Origin of the sequence: Salinivirga sp., assembly GCF_035268865.1 — a bacterium.
GTDB lineage: Bacteria > Bacteroidota > Bacteroidia > Bacteroidales > Salinivirgaceae > Salinivirga.
In genome coordinates this window covers 1-17,413 of record NZ_DATFKB010000211.1, presented here as the reverse complement: position 1 = coordinate 17,413, position 17,413 = coordinate 1, and the positions used below count along the sequence as shown (strand labels likewise).

The window sequence follows — 17,413 nt, the reverse complement described above, 5'->3', positions numbered from 1 at the left end:
CACTGCGCAGCCTGTACAAAATTTCTACGCTACGGCCATGAGCAACAAAACGAACGAAATTACCTGTAATCAGGTTAGTGTTCTGTAATACAACCTGATCGGAGCGTCCCTTCTCCTCTCAGGAGAAGGACAGGATGAGGTAATATAACGGAGCACTCTTTCTCCTTGAGGCCGTGTCCGATTACCAGCGGAAGAGGGCCAGGATGAGGTGAATAACCGGAACAGGAAACCGAAACTGACACACTTACCTGCCTCCCCGCACCTCACTGACTCTAACCGTTAGCGCCCATCTGTGATCGGTGCCAGTATTGTCTGGAAACGAAAAAGGCGCGCGCTCAGGCAAGCGACGGTCTCGCTTGCTGCGAGGCTGTCGCTGAGGGTTGCTCGGATTGATTCAGTCAGGACATGAGGTGGTTTTTGAATTACGCAACGCCTGCAACGTAAGAACTTTTTGCGCTCGTTGCGAGAAACCCGCTGCCGTACGAGTACTCAGGCTTTATTTTTATTGGTTTCTTTTTACCACGTAGCGGTTAAAAACGTATTGTTTTAAAAGCCAGCCAATGAATGCGGTGCTGAAGAAGGTGAAGGAGCTGTAAATGACTGCTACTACGGCCATGGTATTGTTCTCCAATAATGATTTGGCCACAAATATGGCCAGGGCGCTGTTTTGCAAGCCAACCTCAATACTGATGGTGTAGCTGTTTTTATAACCTGTTTTGAGCCCCATACCAACCAGAAATCCGGCAATCATTGAGACTACATTGAGTGCCAGGGCCCACGGCAGAATATCAATGTAATCTTTTATTTGTGCGGCTTCTTCCTGCTCTTCAAAAAATATGACTACAACAAAAACAGCTAATAGCAAAAGCGTCATGATGTAGCGCAAAGGTTTTTCGAGTTTTATGGCCATCTCTTTCTTCCACCAGCGTATGAGCATACCTGTAAAAACCGGTATGGCAATTACAAAAAATACCTCGCGCATGGTCGATGAAAAGGGTAGGTGGATTTCGGCCGATGTACCTACAAATATTTGCAATGCAATGTTTACATATAGTGGAAGCGTAAAAAGAATGAGCAAACTGTTGAGCGAAGATAGCGATACACACAGGGCCAGATTACCTTTTAAAAGGTGCGTGACCAGATTCGATGCTGTGCCTCCGGGGCAGGCTGCTATGAGTATAAAGCCAACTTTTATATATGGATCGAGGTCGGTGAACCCGACAAGCACAAACGCGATAAGTGGGAGGAGTATCATCTGGCTGAAAAGACCCGTTAGTATGGGACGTGGCCTGACAAATACCTGCCTGAAGTCTTTAAACTCAAGCGAAAGTCCCATACCGCCCATAATTATGGCCAGTGTAGCGGGCAAAGCATATTCGGAGAAAAGTTCTCTCATATTGAATAAAAATACAAACTACAAAGTTAGCATATATTCCTGAGTTGTGATGTTAAAACGGGTAATAAGTCTTATTTATGATGGGCTTGCTTTAAAAGTTACTTTTAGCTATGCGAAAGGGTCCCGACAATCTTATTAATGGAATGTATTGTAAATGATATTATTACTTTTTAGTAAAAAGCAATAATCTTTTGTGAATTAATTTTGGTGTTCTTTTCTGCTAAAAAAATCAACTTAATGGTTTTGGCACATGAAAAAAAATCCATTATATTTGCATCCGCTAAAAACAGCCCGGATGGCGGAATAGGTAGACGCGCATGGTTGAGGGCCATGTCCACGTAAGTGGGTGCAGGTTCGATTCCTGTTCCGGGCACAGGCGCCCAGATGGCGGAATTGGTAGACGCGCTAGTTTCAGGGACTAGTTTCAGCAATGAAGTGCAGGTTCGATTCCTGTTCTGGGCACAGAAAAACTATTATAGCCTTGCAAGTGAATATTTGCAAGGCTTTTTTTATAGTTACATTATGTGGCTAGTATAAACATTAAGATATTTTGGCAGGGGTTCAAATAAAAAAATGCGACAATCGTTTGATTGTCGCATTTTTTGTGACTCAGCTGGGTCTCGAACCCAGGACCCCATCCTTAAAAGGGATGTGCTCTACCAACTGAGCTACTGAGTCGGTTGTGTGCCAAAGCGGGTGCAAATATAAAGGGTTACATCGAATCAACAAAAATATTATTACGAATTTTTACGGTTTTTTTAGAGCTGTTTTGCCACTGTTTGATTTAGAGAAAATTAAGTTTAATATTTATAACGATTTTTCCATCGTTTTGTGAGACTCTCCCCGGATTTTTGCTCCTGGCTATTGCTTTGAGGTTTATAAATAGTATGCCCATCTAATTTGTCAGGCAGGTATTGTTGATCGGTAAAGTTGTCCTGAAAGTCGTGACTATATTTGTAAGACTTGCCATAATCGAGCTCTTTCATGAGTTTGGTAGGCGCATTGCGTAGGTGCAGCGGTACTGGCAGATCGCCCGTTTGTTTTACCAGCGCCAGTGCCTCGTCAATAGCCATGTAGGCACTGTTGCTTTTGGCTGAGTTTGCCAGGTATATGGTAGCTTCAGATAATGGTATGCGTGCTTCGGGCATTCCTATCTTATGCACTGCATCGAAACATGCATTGGCCATTAATAATGCATTCGGATTGGCAAGACCTATATCTTCTGCGGCAAGAATTACCAGTCGGCGGGCAATAAATTTAACATCTTCACCACCTTCGAGCATGCGCGCCAACCAATAAATAGCACCGTTGGGATCGCTTCCGCGCACTGATTTAATGAATGCTGATATGATGTCGTAATGTTGTTCTCCCTGTTTGTCGTACTGTGCTGTTGTGGCTTGCAGTACTTCGGTTACCCTTTTATCGTCTACAATTACCGGGTCGGTGTCGGTATTATTGGCCAAAAGCTCGATGATATTGTACAATTTTCGCGCATCTCCTCCTGAATATCTGAAAAGTGCTGTTTTTTGTTTTATATCGAACTTACGTTTTTTCATTTCAGCATCTTCTGTGATGGCTTTTTGGGCAAGTATATCAAGCTCTTTTTCTTCGAGCGATTTTAATACATAAACCTGGCAGCGGGAGAGGAGCGGGGTAATTACTTCAAAAGAGGGGTTTTCGGTTGTGGCTCCAATAAGCTTAATAATACCTTCCTCAACTGCGCCCAACAATGAATCCTGCTGTGATTTGCTGAAACGGTGTATCTCGTCAATAAAAAGAATTGCGCCATCTTTGTTGAACATTTGGGCGTTTCTGGCCTGATCTATGGCTTTACGTACATCTTTTACACCGCTTGAAACAGCACTTAAGGTGTAAAAAGGCCTGTCTAGTTGATTGCTTATGATGCGTGCCAGGGTCGTCTTTCCTACACCGGGCGGGCCCCATAAAATCATTGATGGTATTCTGCCATTAATAATGTGTTGCCGGAGCACAGAGCCTTCACCAACAAGGTGATCCTGTCCGATATATTCATCAATGGTTTTGGGCCGTAGACGTTCTGCAAGTGGTTGCATATTATTTTTTTAACAAAAATAGGCCAGCCGGGCGAATACTCCAGACTTTTTAGGTTTTTTTTACTGGTTTTTATCAATGTAGAAGAGGTAGCTATTTGAAACAAAGGGTTTGCTTGCTGTTGCCTGTTTTGAGCAATCGGAGAACAAAACTACAGAATGCATTAAAATGGAATAGTCATTTTTAATCTTACTTTTTTGCTTCAGTCTAATGACGTTTTGGAATCATATTTCACGCAGCGACCGCAACGAAGGCGCAACGTTCGCAACGTGATAACTCGTAGCGTTCGTGGCGTCTTTTTATGATGGGGTGCGTGGCGAGCAATCTTTAAAAAAGAAATTAATCATCATAAATGTCTGGATTTATGTAACACAGTTTAAAAATTTGAACGAACCAGAACGGGACACCCAAACTAGAAAGGCTTGGAAGATATGTTACTTTTAATCAACATCTATTTCACCAGTTATCATATTCATGCACAAAACAGGTGTAGAGCGATGAGTTATTTGAAACAAAAGGTTTGCCTGCTGTTTGGGAGGGTGTTTTATAAAAAAGAGGCTTCCTGCAGAAAAACAGAAAGCCCCTGGAATTATTATCATTAATTAATTCTTAAGCGCTTTGGCCATGGTTTCGCCCAAATGAGCTGGTGACTGAACTACATGAATGCCACAATCCTGCATAATCTTCATTTTAGCTGCGGCAGTATCGTTTTTACCTCCGATAATAGCACCGGCGTGTCCCATTCTTCGGCCTTTTGGAGCTGTTTGACCGGCAATAAAACCTACAACAGGTTTTTTACCGTTTGCTTTAATCCATTCGGCAGCTTCTGCTTCCATATTGCCTCCAATTTCACCAATCATGATGATGCCGTCTGTACCTTCATCTTCCATCAGTAGTTTTACAGCATCGAGTGTAGAGGTACCTACAATTGGGTCGCCACCAATACCAATACAGGTCGATTGACCAAGGCCGGCCTTTGTAACCTGGTCAACAGCTTCGTAAGTTAAGGTTCCTGAACGTGATACAATGCCAATGGTACCCTGCTCATGTATAAAGCCCGGCATAATTCCTACTTTACCCATTCCCGGTGAAATTACACCCGGACAATTGGGTCCAACCAGTCTTGTTTTTTTACCGTCCATATACTCTTTTACCTTAACCATATCGCTGGTTGGTATACCTTCGGTTATGGTTACAATGAGCTCAATTCCTGCATCGGTTGCTTCCATTATGGCGTCGGCTGCAAAGGCGGGTGGTACAAAAATAACCGAAACATTTGCTCCTGTAGCTTTTTTCCCTTCTTCAACTGTGTTGAAAACAGGCTTGCCAAGATGTGTTTCTCCACCTTTTCCGGGTGTTACGCCACCTACTACATTTGTGCCGTAATCTATCATTTGTTGGGCATGAAAACTGCCCTCACTACCGGTAAATCCTTGCACCAGTATTTTGGAATTGTCGTTGATCAGTACGCTCATAAGTGTTATTTGTTTTATATCTTAATACCTAATACCAATATATCGTCGATTTGTTCATTCTGGCCTTTCCATTCATCAAATGTACGAATTAATATATTTTTCTGTATAGATAATTCCATGTTTTGTATTTCTGAGAGCTTATTTTTAAACTGCACAGACTTAAATTTTTTAGTTTTGGGACCTCCAAATTGATCGACAATGCCATCTGTAAACAGATACAAGGTATCGTTAGGTTCAAGTGGCCACTTTTTTGAGGTGAATTTTTTTTGGTTTTTATGACTTAATCGGCCTACTGAACGTTTAGTACCGGCAATTTCAATTAGTTCTCCGTCTCTGAAAATAATTAGCGGCCGTTTGGCTCCACTTACTTCCACCTCATGCATTTCTTTATCAAATTTCAGCAAAATCACGTCCATTCCGCTACCTTCAATTTCCGGCGATGAGTGGGTGGCCTCTTTAATGTGCAAGTCTATGTGATCGAGTATTTTAGATGGGTTGGTTATTTTTTGCTCTAATACTGCAGAGCGCAAAGCATTGTAGCCAAGCATACTCATAAAAGCACCTGGGACTCCATGGCCGGTGCAGTCTATAACAGCCAGGTAAATAGCGTCTGGGCTTGTTTCTCCGAAATAGAAATCGCCACTTACAATGTCTTTTGGCCGGTAAAATATGAAATAATCATTAAAAAACTGGCTGAAGAAATCTTCTGATGGGAAAATACTTTTTTGAATATATTGTGCATAGTTAATGCTATCTTTAATATTGTTTTGCTGTATCTCCAGCTCGTTTTTTTGTTTTTCGATTTGCTTAAGTTGTGCTGCAATCTCATCGTTTTGTGATTGAATCTCTTCTTTTTGTTCTGTTATTTCAGCATTGTATACTTTAAGTTTTTTATTGGCTCTGCGTTTGGACAAAAATGCATAAAAACTAATGACGACCAGCAGCAGTAAAAGAAAACCACCTCCAATGGCAACATTTCTAACAATGGTGACATTTTTTATTTTAATTCGCTGTGCGGTATTTTCCAGTTCTTTCAGTTTGTTTTTGGACGATAACAGAAGAATTTCTTTTTCCTTTTGTTTTAGTTGATACTGTTTTTCCAGTTCTGCTATATTTTTTAGTGTCTCTTTCGTGAATATAGAATCTCCCATCTCCTGGTAGCGTTCATAGTAGCTTAATGCGTTGCGGTATTGTCTTAATTTTTTAAAATTTTTGTAGTACTCTAAATAAATTCTTTGTTTCAATTTAAAAGAATTTGTTTGCGCTGCTTTTTTGTTTGCTTCATTAAGTATATTAAGAGCTGTGCGGTACTGTCTTTTTGCATTGTAAAGTTTGCTGTAGGATATCAGTGCATTGGACATCAGGTACATATTGTCTTTTTCTTTGGCCAGTTGTATGGTTTCTGCAAGAAGTTTCCTGGCTTTTTCAAATTCCTTCTGTTTGATTAAAAACTGGGCATAGTTTATATTGACAGTAATATACTCCTTAAAGAGTTTGGTTTTATGGAAATGCTCCTGCGACTTTTTATAATAAGTTTCTGCCTGCTTAATGTTTCCTGCCTGGTCATTAATATCAGCCAGGTTGTTGTATATCCGGGCCAGGGTATTAGCATCTTCATTTTCATCCAGGTATTTAATGGCTTTTTCATAATGTAAAATCGCCTCCTTATTTTTTTGCCAGAGTGCATACAAATTACCTAAAGCATTATAAACTTTACTTATTTCCTCTGGCTTCTTCAATAATTCATAAATTTCAAGGGAGGCCAGGAAATACTCCATACTTTTTTCGAGTTTGTGCATCTTTCTGTAGTTCCTGGCGAGGTTGTAATATCTTAAAGCAATATCAGCCGAGTCTTTAAGGTACCGGCTAATGGCTAACGATTGCCGGTAGTACTCTTCTGCTTTTTGATGCTCTTCGTAGTTGGCATAAATATTTCCGATATTATTAAGTGTGGACGATACGGAAGATGAGTCACTGAAATTTCGTTTTAATTGAAGCGCTTTTAAATAGTATTCAAGTGCTTTTTCATTATCCAGTTTAAGTTCATAGATATAACCTAAATTATGGTATGTTTTAGCCACTGATAAGAGATCATCTTTTTTTTGAGCATTTTCAATGCTTTCTTGAAGCAATTCGATAGCTTCGTCGTGTTTGTGCTGGCGCAGCATCACAATTCCCAGGTTATTGAGCGTTGCATCTATGCCTTTTAAGTGATTGGCTTTCCTGTATATTTCCAGCGCTGCTTTATAGTGCCTTTCAGCCTTTCTGTAGTCGCGTTCAAAAATGTAGAGATTACCTTTGAGTCTCAATGCATTTGCTCTGATCGTATCTTTTCCGTTTTCCGGAGTTTTATTAATAATATAATCTAAAAAGTAAAGTGCCGAGTCGTTCTTCTGGTCATACCAGTATTTTGCCAGAAAATAGGCGTTTTTATATTTTTCTTCTCCTTCTGAATTTAAAAATAGTCGGTTAAGACTATCTGCCTTTTGGGCAGAAAGCCCTTTCGAAATCACAAGAATAAGGAGAAGCAATAATTGTTTCATTCCGGAAAATACGTTTATTTTTGAATTTTGATACAATCAGGTTAGCTTTTTTGATTTTGGGAAGCTAAGATACTGAAAAATATAATAGTCCCTTTGTGAATGGTCGTTTCAAAACACAAAATAGTTGTCGGTTTTAGTGGAGGTGTTGACAGCCTTGTTACTTGTCTGTTACTTAAAAATAGTGGTTATGAGGTATATGCCGTTACTTTAATTTTTAATAATTCGCATAAAACTCCCGCTTTTCAGGAACATGTTAAAAAGGCTGCGGCATTGCTTAATATCAACCATGATTTTTTTGATGTAAGGTCTTCATTCAAAAGTGTTCTAACCTATTTTAAACAGGGATATCTGTCAGGGAAAACACCAAATCCCTGCGTTTTTTGCAATCAGCATGTAAAATGGCCCAAATTGTTTGAATATGCAGAGCGTGTGGGTGCATTAAAAGTGGCTACCGGTCACTACGCCCAAAAGAAAGCACTCAACGGAAATCTTTTTTTCACAAAAGGCATTGATTCTGAAAAGGATCAGAGCTTTTTTTTATGGAGCCTGAAACCTGAACAGGTTGAGCAAATTGAGTTGCCTTTAGGCAAGATGTATAAGGCAGAAGTGAAGGAAATTGCCCAAAAAAATGGTTTCACAACATTTTCCCGGCAAAAAGAGAGTACAGGGCCATGTTTTACAGGTAAAAACTATCGTCATACTCTGAAAGCTATGCTTAAAGAGACTGAAATGCCCGGTAAAGGTAACTTTCTGTCTGAAGAGGGGGAGGTCCTCGGCAGGCATGATGGATATTTGTTTTACACCATCAGCCAACGCAAAGGTTTGGGCCTGAACTTTAAAGAAAAAAAATTTGTAAAAAAGCTTATTCCGGAGTCGAACCATGTGGTTTTGGCTCATGCCGGGCGGTTATGGAGCAGGGATTTTTATTTAAAAAACTGGACGATTCATTATCTACCTGCAGTTGCAAACTGTGAAGTAGAGATAAAGATTCGCTACCGAAGCCAAAAAGCAAAAGGGGTTTTGCGAAAAGACGAAGACAGGCTTCGTGTAGAATTGTCAGAGCCCGAATGGGCGGTAACACCAGGGCAAACAGCAGCTGTTTACATAGATGAATACCTGGTTGGTGGCGGCTATATTGATGAAGTGACGAATTAGACGTTTTAATTCAATGATTAGGCCTGTTGTTGAAAAATCAGAGTGGGCATGGTTGGTAGCATGTTGCTTTTTTTAGTAATTTGGACAAAAAAAGCATGGGGCGTTACTTCTTTATTGTAATCATTTTTACCACGATTGTTTTATCTACGGGCTGTAAGAAACAGCAGCATAGCTGGCCCGACATGCATTCTGGCTGGGTTTTTAAAAATGAGCAAGACTCTGCATGGCACTCCGCCACTGTTCCGGGAAGTGTGCAAAGCGACCTGAGAGCGCATCAATTAATTGACCCGCCTTTTTATCGCGATAATGAGAAGAATATTCAGTGGATCGATAAAAAGAACTGGATTTATAAAAAGGAATTTACTTTTCATCGCGATCAACTTTATGGTGAGCAGGGCTGGTTAACTTTTAAAGGGCTCGATACTTATGCAAAGGTTTATTTGAATGATACATTGATTTGGGCTACGGAGAATATGTTTGTAGGCAAATCGATCAGGGTTGATCCGCTGTTGAAGAACGGTAAAAATATTTTGAAAATATTTTTTGAATCTCCGGTAAAGGCTACCTTGAGATACTATAATCGGTTAAATTATAATTTACCGGTATCTGCAAACGACAACGATACGTTAGGTGGAATTCCCGGCAAGCGTATAAGTGTGTTTGCACGCAAGGCACCGGTTCAATTCGGTTGGGATTTTGCCCCGCGCATTTTAACTACGGGTATTTGGCGTTCAGTCCATTTTGAGAAGCGCCCTGAAGCCCATATTCAGCAGATTTCAGTCGACCAGAAAAGTTTGAATGCCGATAGTGCTATTGTAGATTTTAATGTGAAATTATATAGCGTGGGGCCGCTTAAAAGTGCTCTGAAACTGAAAATTAAAGGAGAAGTAGATCGTACTTACCCACTTGAACTCCCTGCCGGCGTATCTGAGCATCGTTTTACAATGAAAATTGATGATCCTGAATTATGGTGGCCACGCGGATATGGCGACCAACACATGTACACGGTTGAGGCTAAACTCTCCCGGGACAAGAACCACGACGATGAACTGTCTGCAAGGTTTGGGTTGCGAAGTGTTGAACTTGTGCAGGAACCGGACAGTGCAGGGGCATCTTTTTATTTTAAAATTAATGATACTCCCGTTTTTGCCCGCGGTGCGAATATGGTGCCACTGAATATTTTACCTGCCGATGTAACGCAAACAGCAATAAGAGATTTATTGGAAAAAGTAGTCGAAGCAAATATGAATATGGTTCGTGTATGGGGCGGTGGTATTTACCAGCGTAACTACTTTTATGAGCTTTGCGATTCACTTGGCTTATTGGTTTGGCAGGATTTTATGTTTGCCTGTAGCATGGTGCCCGATTACCCGGGGTATTTTGAAAATGTAAAGCATGAGGTAAAGTATAATGTAACTCGTTTAAAGAATCACCCGTCAATTGTGGCATGGTGTGGAAATAATGAAGTGATATCGGCCTGGAATAACTGGGGTTGGGAAAAGCGTGTGGTTCGTAATCAGGGCAGGCGGGTTGCCGATAAAATATACCAAAGTTATGATACATTATTCCATAGTATAATTCCGAATGTGCTCTCACAGCACGATCCTTACCGGCCTTACTGGTCTTCTTCCCCACAATCTGCGCCAGGTGTACCCAAGTCCGATACTTCAGGAGACCGCCACTACTGGATGGTATGGTGGGGAAAGGCGCCATTTGAAAGCTACCAAACCAATTATGGCCGATTTATGTCTGAGTATGGATTCCAATCTATACCATCGCTTTCATCGTTAGGGCTGTTTATGCGTGAAGCAGATTTTAGTTTACGCTCTCCGGGTTTCTCAAATCATCAGAAATCTACAGGTGGTAATGACCGGCTTATGCACTACCTCGACCGGTACTACACATCAGAGACATCATTCAACAATTACCCATTTTTAACCCAATTGCTTCAGGCACGAGCTATGGAGACGGCTATAAGTACGCACCGTAAAAAGAAACCATATTGCATGGGTTCTTTAATGTGGCAACTGAATGATTGCTGGCCGGCGGTATCGTGGTCCATGGTCGATTTTTATGGTAAAAAGAAAGCTGCTTATTATGCCATTAAAAAGGCTTTTAATCCCGTTTCCATTTTCGCCGATACGCTTACTCAACCTTTTAGGCTGACCATAGTGAATGATGATCCGGATACTGAGGAGGTGCGCTACAAGCTTACTGTTATGGACTTCTATGGTAAGGTGTTCCAGAAGTATACCGATGAAGTTGAGGTTTCATGCGATTCAAATCTTGTGGTAAATTTTGACCCGGAACTTTTTAAAGGGTTCGATCCCCGTGAAATGTTGCTTTACTTAGAGTTTAAAGACGATGGGGGCTGGCATGAGTCTGTACTTACGCTGGTGGATGACAATATGTTGAAACTGCCCCGGTCGCAGTTTGCTTATGAGTTGTCAGAAGATAATGACGGGGCTATACTTGAGGTAACATCACCGGTTTTCATAAGATCGATGTTTGTTAATTTTATGCCCTACGATGTGAGTTTTTCAAGCAACTTTGTTGACATGCTGCCTGACCGGACCTATGAATTCAAGGTTTCTACAAAAGTTGATTTTAAGCGTCTGGAGTCATCCATTCGATTTAAAAATGTGAATGGTATAATTGACGATATTTAGAATTGAGTTTTTTGTTTTATGGTGTTAAGATAAAAAAAGGGCTGTCAAAAGACAACCCTGTATATAAAATTCAATTTTTGCTATTCTTCTGGGTCTACCAGCATTCCTGCACCTACAGTATTGTTTGTACCTTCCTCAATCAGAATTAAACTTCCGGTTATTCTGTTGCGGTTGTATGCGTCCCAGTTTAGCGGCTTGGTTGTTTTTATGGAGATGCGACCGATATCGTTTAGGCCAAAAGCCACACCTTCATCCATAATTTCCAGCTTGTTGATGTCAAGTCTGTACTTAATATTTGTGATTTTACATTTCACCTCATTGCTGGTATGTTTCAGGATGTATTTACCACCCGGTGTCATGGGTTTTTCACTCATCCAGGTAATCATCAAATCCATTTCCTGTGTGCAATGCGTTTTATTATTGGCATCCACTATCATATCACCACGACTGATGTCTATATCATCTTCCAGTTCAATTGTCACAGAAAGCGGAGGATAGGCTTCTTCAAGATTTTTGTCAAAAATAGATACACTTTTGACAGTTGATTCAATTCCCGAAGGCATAACAGCTACTTTGTCGCCTTTTTTGAATACACCACCTGCTACACGACCTGCATAGCCTCTGTAATCATGATATTCATCGCGCAGTGGGCGAATTACGTATTGAACAGGCAGACGCTTGTCTGTGTAGTTTTTATCGCTGGTGATTTTTAGTGTTTCAAGTAGGTTCAGTAATGTGGGGCCCTCGTACCAGGTCATTGTTTCTGAGCGAGTTACTACATTGTCGCCTTCTTTGGCACTCATCGGGATAAAGTGAATATCAGGAATATTCAACTTGTCTGCAATCTTTTGAAAATCGGCTTTTATCTCTTCATAACGTTCCTGTGAAAAATCCACAAGGTCCATTTTATTAACGCACAGGAGCACGTGTGGTATTTGCAAGAGGTTTGCTATAAATGCATGCCTTTTGGTTTGTTCGAGTACACCGTTTCGCGCATCGATAAGCACAATGGCTGCATTGGCAGTTGAAGCGCCAGTTACCATATTACGTGTATACTGGATGTGTCCCGGTGTATCAGCTATAATAAATTTTCGTTTGGGTGTAGCAAAATATCTGTACGCTACATCGATGGTGATGCCTTGCTCGCGCTCGGCACGAAGTCCGTCTGTTAGCAGCGCCAGATTGGTATCTTCGCTACCCATGCGTTCGCTGGCTTCTTCAATAGAGTCCAGTTGATCTTCGAAAATAGATTTACTATCGTAAAGTAAGCGTCCAATCAATGTGCTTTTCCCATCATCAACACTGCCGGCTGTAGTAAAGCGCAGCAGTTCCATATCAAGATAGCCTTCTGTCGATTGCGATTGGGTGCTGTAATTTTCGTCTTTCATGGTGTTTCATTCAACTGTTAAAATTAAACTTACATTCCTCCGATGGATTTGCTCTAGAAGTATCCATCCTTTTTTCTATCTTCCATAGCGGCTTCCGATCGCTTGTCGTCAGCTCTGGCTCCCCGTTCTGTGGTACGGGTTGCAGCTACTTCCTGCACAATTTCTTCCAGTGTTCTGGCTTTTGATTCGGTGAGTCCCGTATTGGTAATATCACCAATGGTGCGGCAACGTACTTCTTTCTCAACTACTTCTTCAGAGTCCCTGGTCTTCATAAATGATGCTTCGGCAAGCCATACACCATTACGGTTGAATACTCTGCGTTTGTGTGTGAAATAGATGTTCGGAATTTCAATGTTTTCCAATAGAATGTATTGCCAAACGTCCATTTCAGTCCAGTTGCTGATGGGGAATACTCTAAAGTGTTCGCCCATATTTTTTCTTCCGTTAAACAAATTCCACAACTCTGGCCGCTGGTTCTTTGGATCCCACTGCCCAAAATCGTCACGGTGTGAGAAGAACCGTTCTTTGGCGCGGGCTTTTTCTTCATCCCTGCGGCCGCCACCCATGGCTGCATCTATTTGCTCTTCTTCGATTCCGTCAAGTAGTGTTACTGTTTGCAATACATTACGACTGGCATCGTACCCGGTTTCTTCAACAACTTTTCCTGCGTCAATTGTATCCTGAACATATTTAACCAGCATTTTTGTGCCGGTTTCTTTTGCCAATCTATCGCGAAATTCAATTGTTTCGTCGAAATTATGCCCTGTATCAATGTGCATTAAAGGGAATGGTACCCTTGCCGGCCAAAATGCTTTTCTTGCTAAATGAAACATGACAATAGAATCTTTCCCTCCAGAGAACAGCATTGCCGGCCGGTCGAACTGTGCTGCTACTTCACGGATTACAAAAATCGATTCTGCCTCTAACTCCCTTAAGTGTTTAACTGCGTATTTTTCCATAAGTCGTTTTAAAATTGTAACTATGGCTGATTTAAGATCCACAAAAGTAAAAAAAAAATGTGTACGGCGAAAATTCCTGTCTGAATTAGCTTAATTTTTAGGAATTGAGTATTTTTGCACCAACCTTGTAGACAATTAAAAACCAGAAATCGCCAAATGTTTAGTACTGATTGTAAATAAAAATCTTTTGCTAAAATAGATTTTCTTGCGATTTTAGTGGTTTAATGATACACTTAAATTATGGATAGAAAAGAAATTGAACGTGTAAATGAAAAACTGGCTAAGGCTGATGCACGCGAGACATTAGATTGGGCCATTGAGCGATTTGGTGCAGATTTAGTGCTATCTTCCAGTATGGGAGCAGAAGACCAGGTGCTTACTGATATGTTGATGAAGAAAGCACCTTCTGTTGAAGTATTTACACTTGATACCGGACGGCTATTTCCCGAAACTTATCAATTGATAGATGAAACCAACGATTTTTACAAAACTAAAATTAAAATCTATTTTCCCGATTACAAGCAGGTAGAGGAGATGGTCAATAATAAAGGAGTCAACCTGTTTTACCACTCTGTTGAAAACAGAAAAATGTGCTGCCACATCAGGAAAATTGAACCCCTTAAGCGTGCATTTTCAGGACGAAAAGCCTGGATAAGTGGACTCAGACGCGAGCAATCCGTCACCCGTACTGAAGTGCAAAAAGTAGAGTGGGATGAGGCCAACGGACTGGTTAAGATAAACCCACTAATCGACTGGAAAGAGGATCAGGTATGGGATTATATTACAGTGAATCATGTGCCTTATCATAAATTGCACGACAAAGGTTATCCGAGTATAGGTTGCCAGCCATGTACCAGAGCTGTTAAACCCGGAGAAGATGTGCGTGCCGGACGCTGGTGGTGGGAAGATCCTGAGCATAAAGAGTGTGGTTTACATGTACAGGATGACCTGAAAACAGAAGTCTCGTTTGATTTCAAAAACCTTGATAAAAAATGATACACTCCAAAGAATTTACGGTAAGTGGAGGAGGTCGTGGATTTCATCTCATTACAAGGCAAGTGGAGCAAGCCCTGGGTGATTTACCTGATCAGGGACTTCTACATCTGTTTCTGCGCCATACTTCAGCCGGACTTACCATAAATGAGAATGCAGACCCTTCGGTCAGGGACGATTTCGAAACCTTTTTTAATCACATGGTACCTGAAAACTTTCCTGAATTTACACACACCATGGAAGGAGCTGACGATATGCCTGCACACATTAAAACCAGTCTTGTGGGCAATGAGGTTACTATCCCTATTCGCCATGGAAAGCTTGATATGGGCACCTGGCAGGGCATTTACCTCTGCGAATTCAGGAACAGTGGGGGACACCGCCGGGTTACAGCTACTGTTTTTAGTTAAGAAGTTGATTGGCTGAAGTTGCTTATGGTGGGTTTGTTGGTGTACTTTAGGTCACAGACTGAAGTGAACTGATTCAGGTTTCTGAAACCATGTTTATATTCATACAGCGCTAAGTAATTGCAGCTTCATACATTATATCTAGTGGTATACAACAATTTGGATTCGACCAAATGTTTACCCTAATTTCATGTTTATTCATACAAATGCTTCGCCACCCGGAAAGTGTTGCAATGGGCTTCTACAATATCGCGCAAGCGGTCGGCATAACCGCCACCCATGGATACGGCCGTAGGAATGCCTTTGGTGTAGAGTGTTTCGAAAACAATCATATCGCGTTCGCGGCAGGCTGACATACTAATGCTGACTTTTCCCAGTTTGTCATTCACCAGAATATCCACGCCCGATTGAAAATAGATGAAGTCCGGCTTCACGCGGTCGATAAGCTCCACCAGGTTTTCCTGCACGATTTCAAGGTACTGTCTGTCTGTGGTTGTGTCGGAAAGTGGGATGTCAAGGTCTGATTGTTCTTTGTGCATGGGGTAGTTTTTTTCGCCATGTACGCTTAAGGTAAATACGCGTGGTTCGTCTTTGAAAATATGGGCTGTACCATTGCCCTGGTGTACATCTAAATCGACAACCAGTATTTGGTTATTCGGGAATTTATGTAAATAATCGCGGGCCGCTACGGCTATGTCGTTATAAATGCAGAATCCTTCTGCATGATCGGGGTAAGCATGGTGCGTGCCACCCGCCAGGTTAAACGAAACACCTTCTTTCATGGCCGCGTAAGTTGCAGCTATAGTACCGCCGGTAATACTTTCTTCACGTAGCACCAGGTCGCGGCTGTATGGAAACCCGGAGCGCCTGATTTCGTGCCGTGTTAAATTGCCACTGTTGAGCTTATCAATGTAGGCTTGATCGTGTATGGCCACAAGTTGCTTTTGCGTGGCTGGTTTGGGCGATATAAAGTTGCTTTCGGTAAATGTACCCTCATAAATGAGTTGCGCTTTGGTCAGACGGTACTTATCCATTGGGAATCTGTGTTTGGGCGGAAGCTCAAGGTGATATTTTTCGTCGAAAAAAATCTGAATCATTCCTGCAAAGCCTTTTTCTTTTTATGGATATCCTCAAGTTTTTGCATTTCATCACGATACCTTGCTGCTGCAATAAAATTAAGATCAGTAGCCATTTTTTCCATGTTTTGTTTGGCTTCTTTTATGGCAGCCTCCAGTGCAGGCAGTGTCATGTAATCGTACGCTTTTTCTGCAACTTCTCCCATTGGTTCCTGAGGGGGAATATAGGCTTTTTTCTCCGGTCCGCCATCGCCTTTTTTTGCCAGGGTATCGGAAATTGTTTCGAGTTGCTCTTTTTTTAGCGGTTGCGGAGTAATGCCGTGTTCCTGGTTGTAATTGATTTGTTTCAACCGTCTGCGTTCGGTTTCATCAATGGTTTTTTGCATGGAGTTGGTCACTTTATCGGCATACATAATTACCAGACCATTGACATTTCGTGCTGCGCGCCCTGCTGTTTGGGTGAGTGATCTTTCAGAACGTAAAAAGCCTTCTTTATCGGCATCGAGAATGGCTACCAGCGACACTTCGGGCAGGTCGAGCCCCTCGCGCAAAAGGTTTACACCTACCAGAACATCGAAGCGTCCTGCTCTTAGGTCACTCATTATTTCCACGCGTTCGAGTGTATCAATGTCGGAGTGTATGTAGCGGGTTTTTATCTGTAACTTAATAAAGTATTTGGTTAACTCCTCTGCCATGCGTTTTGTGAGAGTTGTAACAAGTATGCGTTCATCTCTTTGTGCACGATCGTTTACTTCTTCTATCAGGTCGTCAATCTGGTTCCCGCTGGGGCGCACTTCAATTCGCGGGTCGAGCAGCCCTGTGGGCCTGATTACCTGCTCAGCTATAATACCTTCACTCTTCTCGAGCTCATAGTCTGCCGGTGTTGCGCTGACATAAACAATTTGGTTTACCAGCGACTCAAATTCTTCTATTTTTAGTGGTCTGTTATCCAGGGCGGCCGGCAGTCTGAAGCCATGTTCAACAAGTGTGAGTTTTCTTGAATGGTCGCCCCCGTACATGGCTTTAATCTGGGGGATACTTACATGGCTTTCATCAATAAATACAAGGTAATCATCCGGAAAATAGTCCAGCAGGCAGAAAGGTCTTGTACCGGCTGCGCGGCCATCGAAGTAACGGGAATAGTTTTCAATACCCGGACAGTGTCCAAGTTCCCTGATCATCTCCAGGTCATAGGTTACACGATCCTGCAGCCGTTTGGCTTCGAGGTGCTTTCCAATTTCTTTAAAATACGCCACCTGTTTAAACATGTCCTGTTCAATAT

The 17,413-nt window shown here is 41.7% G+C and carries 12 protein-coding genes and 3 tRNA genes; 6 read left to right on the top strand and 9 right to left on the bottom strand.

What is annotated here, in order from left to right:
• Positions 1 to 502 precede the first annotated feature (502 nt).
• On the bottom strand, positions 503 to 1,396 hold the full coding sequence (locus tag VJ937_RS12645; RefSeq protein WP_324067663.1) for a bile acid:sodium symporter family protein: 894 nt from the start codon (positions 1,394 to 1,396) through the stop codon (positions 503 to 505).
• 289 nt (positions 1,397 to 1,685) lie between these two features.
• Here VJ937_RS12645 and VJ937_RS12640 point away from each other — a divergent pair.
• Together VJ937_RS12640 and VJ937_RS12635 are read left to right on the top strand one after the other, a co-directional pair.
• A tRNA-Leu gene (locus tag VJ937_RS12640) sits at positions 1,686 to 1,769 on the top strand.
• A 5-nt stretch (positions 1,770 to 1,774) separates the two neighbouring features.
• Positions 1,775 to 1,858, top strand: a tRNA-Leu gene (locus VJ937_RS12635).
• Between the two features lie 143 nt (positions 1,859 to 2,001).
• On the opposite strand, the gene VJ937_RS12630 is transcribed toward VJ937_RS12635, so the two are convergent.
• From VJ937_RS12630 to VJ937_RS12615, 4 genes are all read right to left on the bottom strand, one after another.
• Positions 2,002 to 2,074: transfer RNA gene (locus tag VJ937_RS12630), tRNA-Lys, on the bottom strand.
• Positions 2,075 to 2,196: 122 nt separating this feature from the next.
• Positions 2,197 to 3,468, bottom strand: a complete 1,272-nt coding sequence (locus VJ937_RS12625) for a replication-associated recombination protein A (protein WP_324067661.1) — start codon at positions 3,466 to 3,468, stop codon at positions 2,197 to 2,199.
• Between the two features lie 600 nt (positions 3,469 to 4,068).
• Positions 4,069 to 4,941: a succinate--CoA ligase subunit alpha gene (gene sucD / locus VJ937_RS12620; protein WP_324067659.1), complete on the bottom strand. Its 873-nt coding sequence runs from the start codon at positions 4,939 to 4,941 to the stop codon at positions 4,069 to 4,071.
• Between the two features lie 14 nt (positions 4,942 to 4,955).
• Positions 4,956 to 7,484, bottom strand: coding sequence for a tetratricopeptide repeat protein (locus VJ937_RS12615; RefSeq protein ID WP_324067657.1), 2,529 nt, complete (start codon positions 7,482 to 7,484; stop codon positions 4,956 to 4,958).
• Positions 7,485 to 7,583: 99 nt separating this feature from the next.
• On the opposite strand from VJ937_RS12615, the gene mnmA reads away from it, so the two are divergent.
• Complete coding sequence (mnmA, locus tag VJ937_RS12610) at positions 7,584 to 8,639, top strand: tRNA 2-thiouridine(34) synthase MnmA (protein WP_324067655.1); 1,056 nt, start codon at positions 7,584 to 7,586, stop codon at positions 8,637 to 8,639.
• Positions 8,640 to 8,734: 95 nt separating this feature from the next.
• Positions 8,735 to 11,308, top strand: a complete 2,574-nt coding sequence (locus VJ937_RS12605) for a beta-mannosidase (protein WP_324067653.1) — start codon at positions 8,735 to 8,737, stop codon at positions 11,306 to 11,308.
• Positions 11,309 to 11,388: 80 nt separating this feature from the next.
• On the opposite strand, the gene cysN is transcribed toward VJ937_RS12605, so the two are convergent.
• Positions 11,389 to 12,696, bottom strand: a complete 1,308-nt coding sequence (cysN, locus tag VJ937_RS12600) for a sulfate adenylyltransferase subunit CysN (RefSeq protein WP_324067651.1) — start codon at positions 12,694 to 12,696, stop codon at positions 11,389 to 11,391.
• Positions 12,697 to 12,749: 53 nt separating this feature from the next.
• Complete coding sequence (cysD, locus tag VJ937_RS12595) at positions 12,750 to 13,655, bottom strand: sulfate adenylyltransferase subunit CysD (RefSeq protein ID WP_324067648.1); 906 nt, start codon at positions 13,653 to 13,655, stop codon at positions 12,750 to 12,752.
• Between the two features lie 240 nt (positions 13,656 to 13,895).
• Between cysD and VJ937_RS12590 the strand changes: the two genes are divergently transcribed.
• Positions 13,896 to 14,651, top strand: a complete 756-nt coding sequence (locus tag VJ937_RS12590) for a phosphoadenylyl-sulfate reductase (RefSeq protein WP_324067646.1) — start codon at positions 13,896 to 13,898, stop codon at positions 14,649 to 14,651.
• The gene (locus VJ937_RS12585) at positions 14,648 to 15,058 is read left to right on the top strand and encodes a secondary thiamine-phosphate synthase enzyme YjbQ (RefSeq protein WP_324067643.1); all 411 of its coding nucleotides are present in this window, start codon (positions 14,648 to 14,650) and stop codon (positions 15,056 to 15,058) included. Before VJ937_RS12590 ends, VJ937_RS12585 begins: the two co-directional genes overlap by 4 nt.
• A gap of 191 nt (positions 15,059 to 15,249) precedes the next feature.
• Here VJ937_RS12585 and VJ937_RS12580 read toward each other — a convergent pair whose 3' ends face one another.
• Together VJ937_RS12580 and VJ937_RS12575 are read right to left on the bottom strand one after the other, a co-directional pair.
• Positions 15,250 to 16,152 carry a histone deacetylase gene (locus VJ937_RS12580; RefSeq protein WP_324067641.1) on the bottom strand — a complete coding sequence of 301 codons (903 nt, stop codon included), beginning with the start codon at positions 16,150 to 16,152 and terminating at the stop codon, positions 15,250 to 15,252.
• Positions 16,149 to 17,413: helicase-related protein (locus tag VJ937_RS12575; protein WP_324067639.1), on the bottom strand; the 1,265-nt coding region annotated here is incomplete at its 5' end. The genes VJ937_RS12575 and VJ937_RS12580, both read right to left, overlap by 4 nt.

What these genes read in the sequence shown, in the direction of transcription:
- VJ937_RS12585 (WP_324067643.1), top strand. Translation starts at nt 14,648, where the DNA reads ATGATACACTCCAAAGAATTTACGGTAAGTGGAGGAGGTCGTGGATTT.
- sucD (WP_324067659.1), bottom strand. Translation starts at nt 4,941, where the DNA reads ATGAGCGTACTGATCAACGACAATTCCAAAATACTGGTGCAAGGATTT.
- cysN (WP_324067651.1), bottom strand. Translation starts at nt 12,696, where the DNA reads ATGAAAGACGAAAATTACAGCACCCAATCGCAATCGACAGAAGGCTAT.
- VJ937_RS12625 (WP_324067661.1), bottom strand. Translation starts at nt 3,468, where the DNA reads ATGCAACCACTTGCAGAACGTCTACGGCCCAAAACCATTGATGAATAT.
- VJ937_RS12605 (WP_324067653.1), top strand. Translation starts at nt 8,735, where the DNA reads ATGGGGCGTTACTTCTTTATTGTAATCATTTTTACCACGATTGTTTTA.
- VJ937_RS12580 (WP_324067641.1), bottom strand. Translation starts at nt 16,152, where the DNA reads ATGATTCAGATTTTTTTCGACGAAAAATATCACCTTGAGCTTCCGCCC.
- cysD (WP_324067648.1), bottom strand. Translation starts at nt 13,655, where the DNA reads ATGGAAAAATACGCAGTTAAACACTTAAGGGAGTTAGAGGCAGAATCG.
- VJ937_RS12615 (WP_324067657.1), bottom strand. Translation starts at nt 7,484, where the DNA reads ATGAAACAATTATTGCTTCTCCTTATTCTTGTGATTTCGAAAGGGCTT.
- VJ937_RS12645 (WP_324067663.1), bottom strand. Translation starts at nt 1,396, where the DNA reads ATGAGAGAACTTTTCTCCGAATATGCTTTGCCCGCTACACTGGCCATA.
- mnmA (WP_324067655.1), top strand. Translation starts at nt 7,584, where the DNA reads ATGGTCGTTTCAAAACACAAAATAGTTGTCGGTTTTAGTGGAGGTGTT.
- VJ937_RS12590 (WP_324067646.1), top strand. Translation starts at nt 13,896, where the DNA reads ATGGATAGAAAAGAAATTGAACGTGTAAATGAAAAACTGGCTAAGGCT.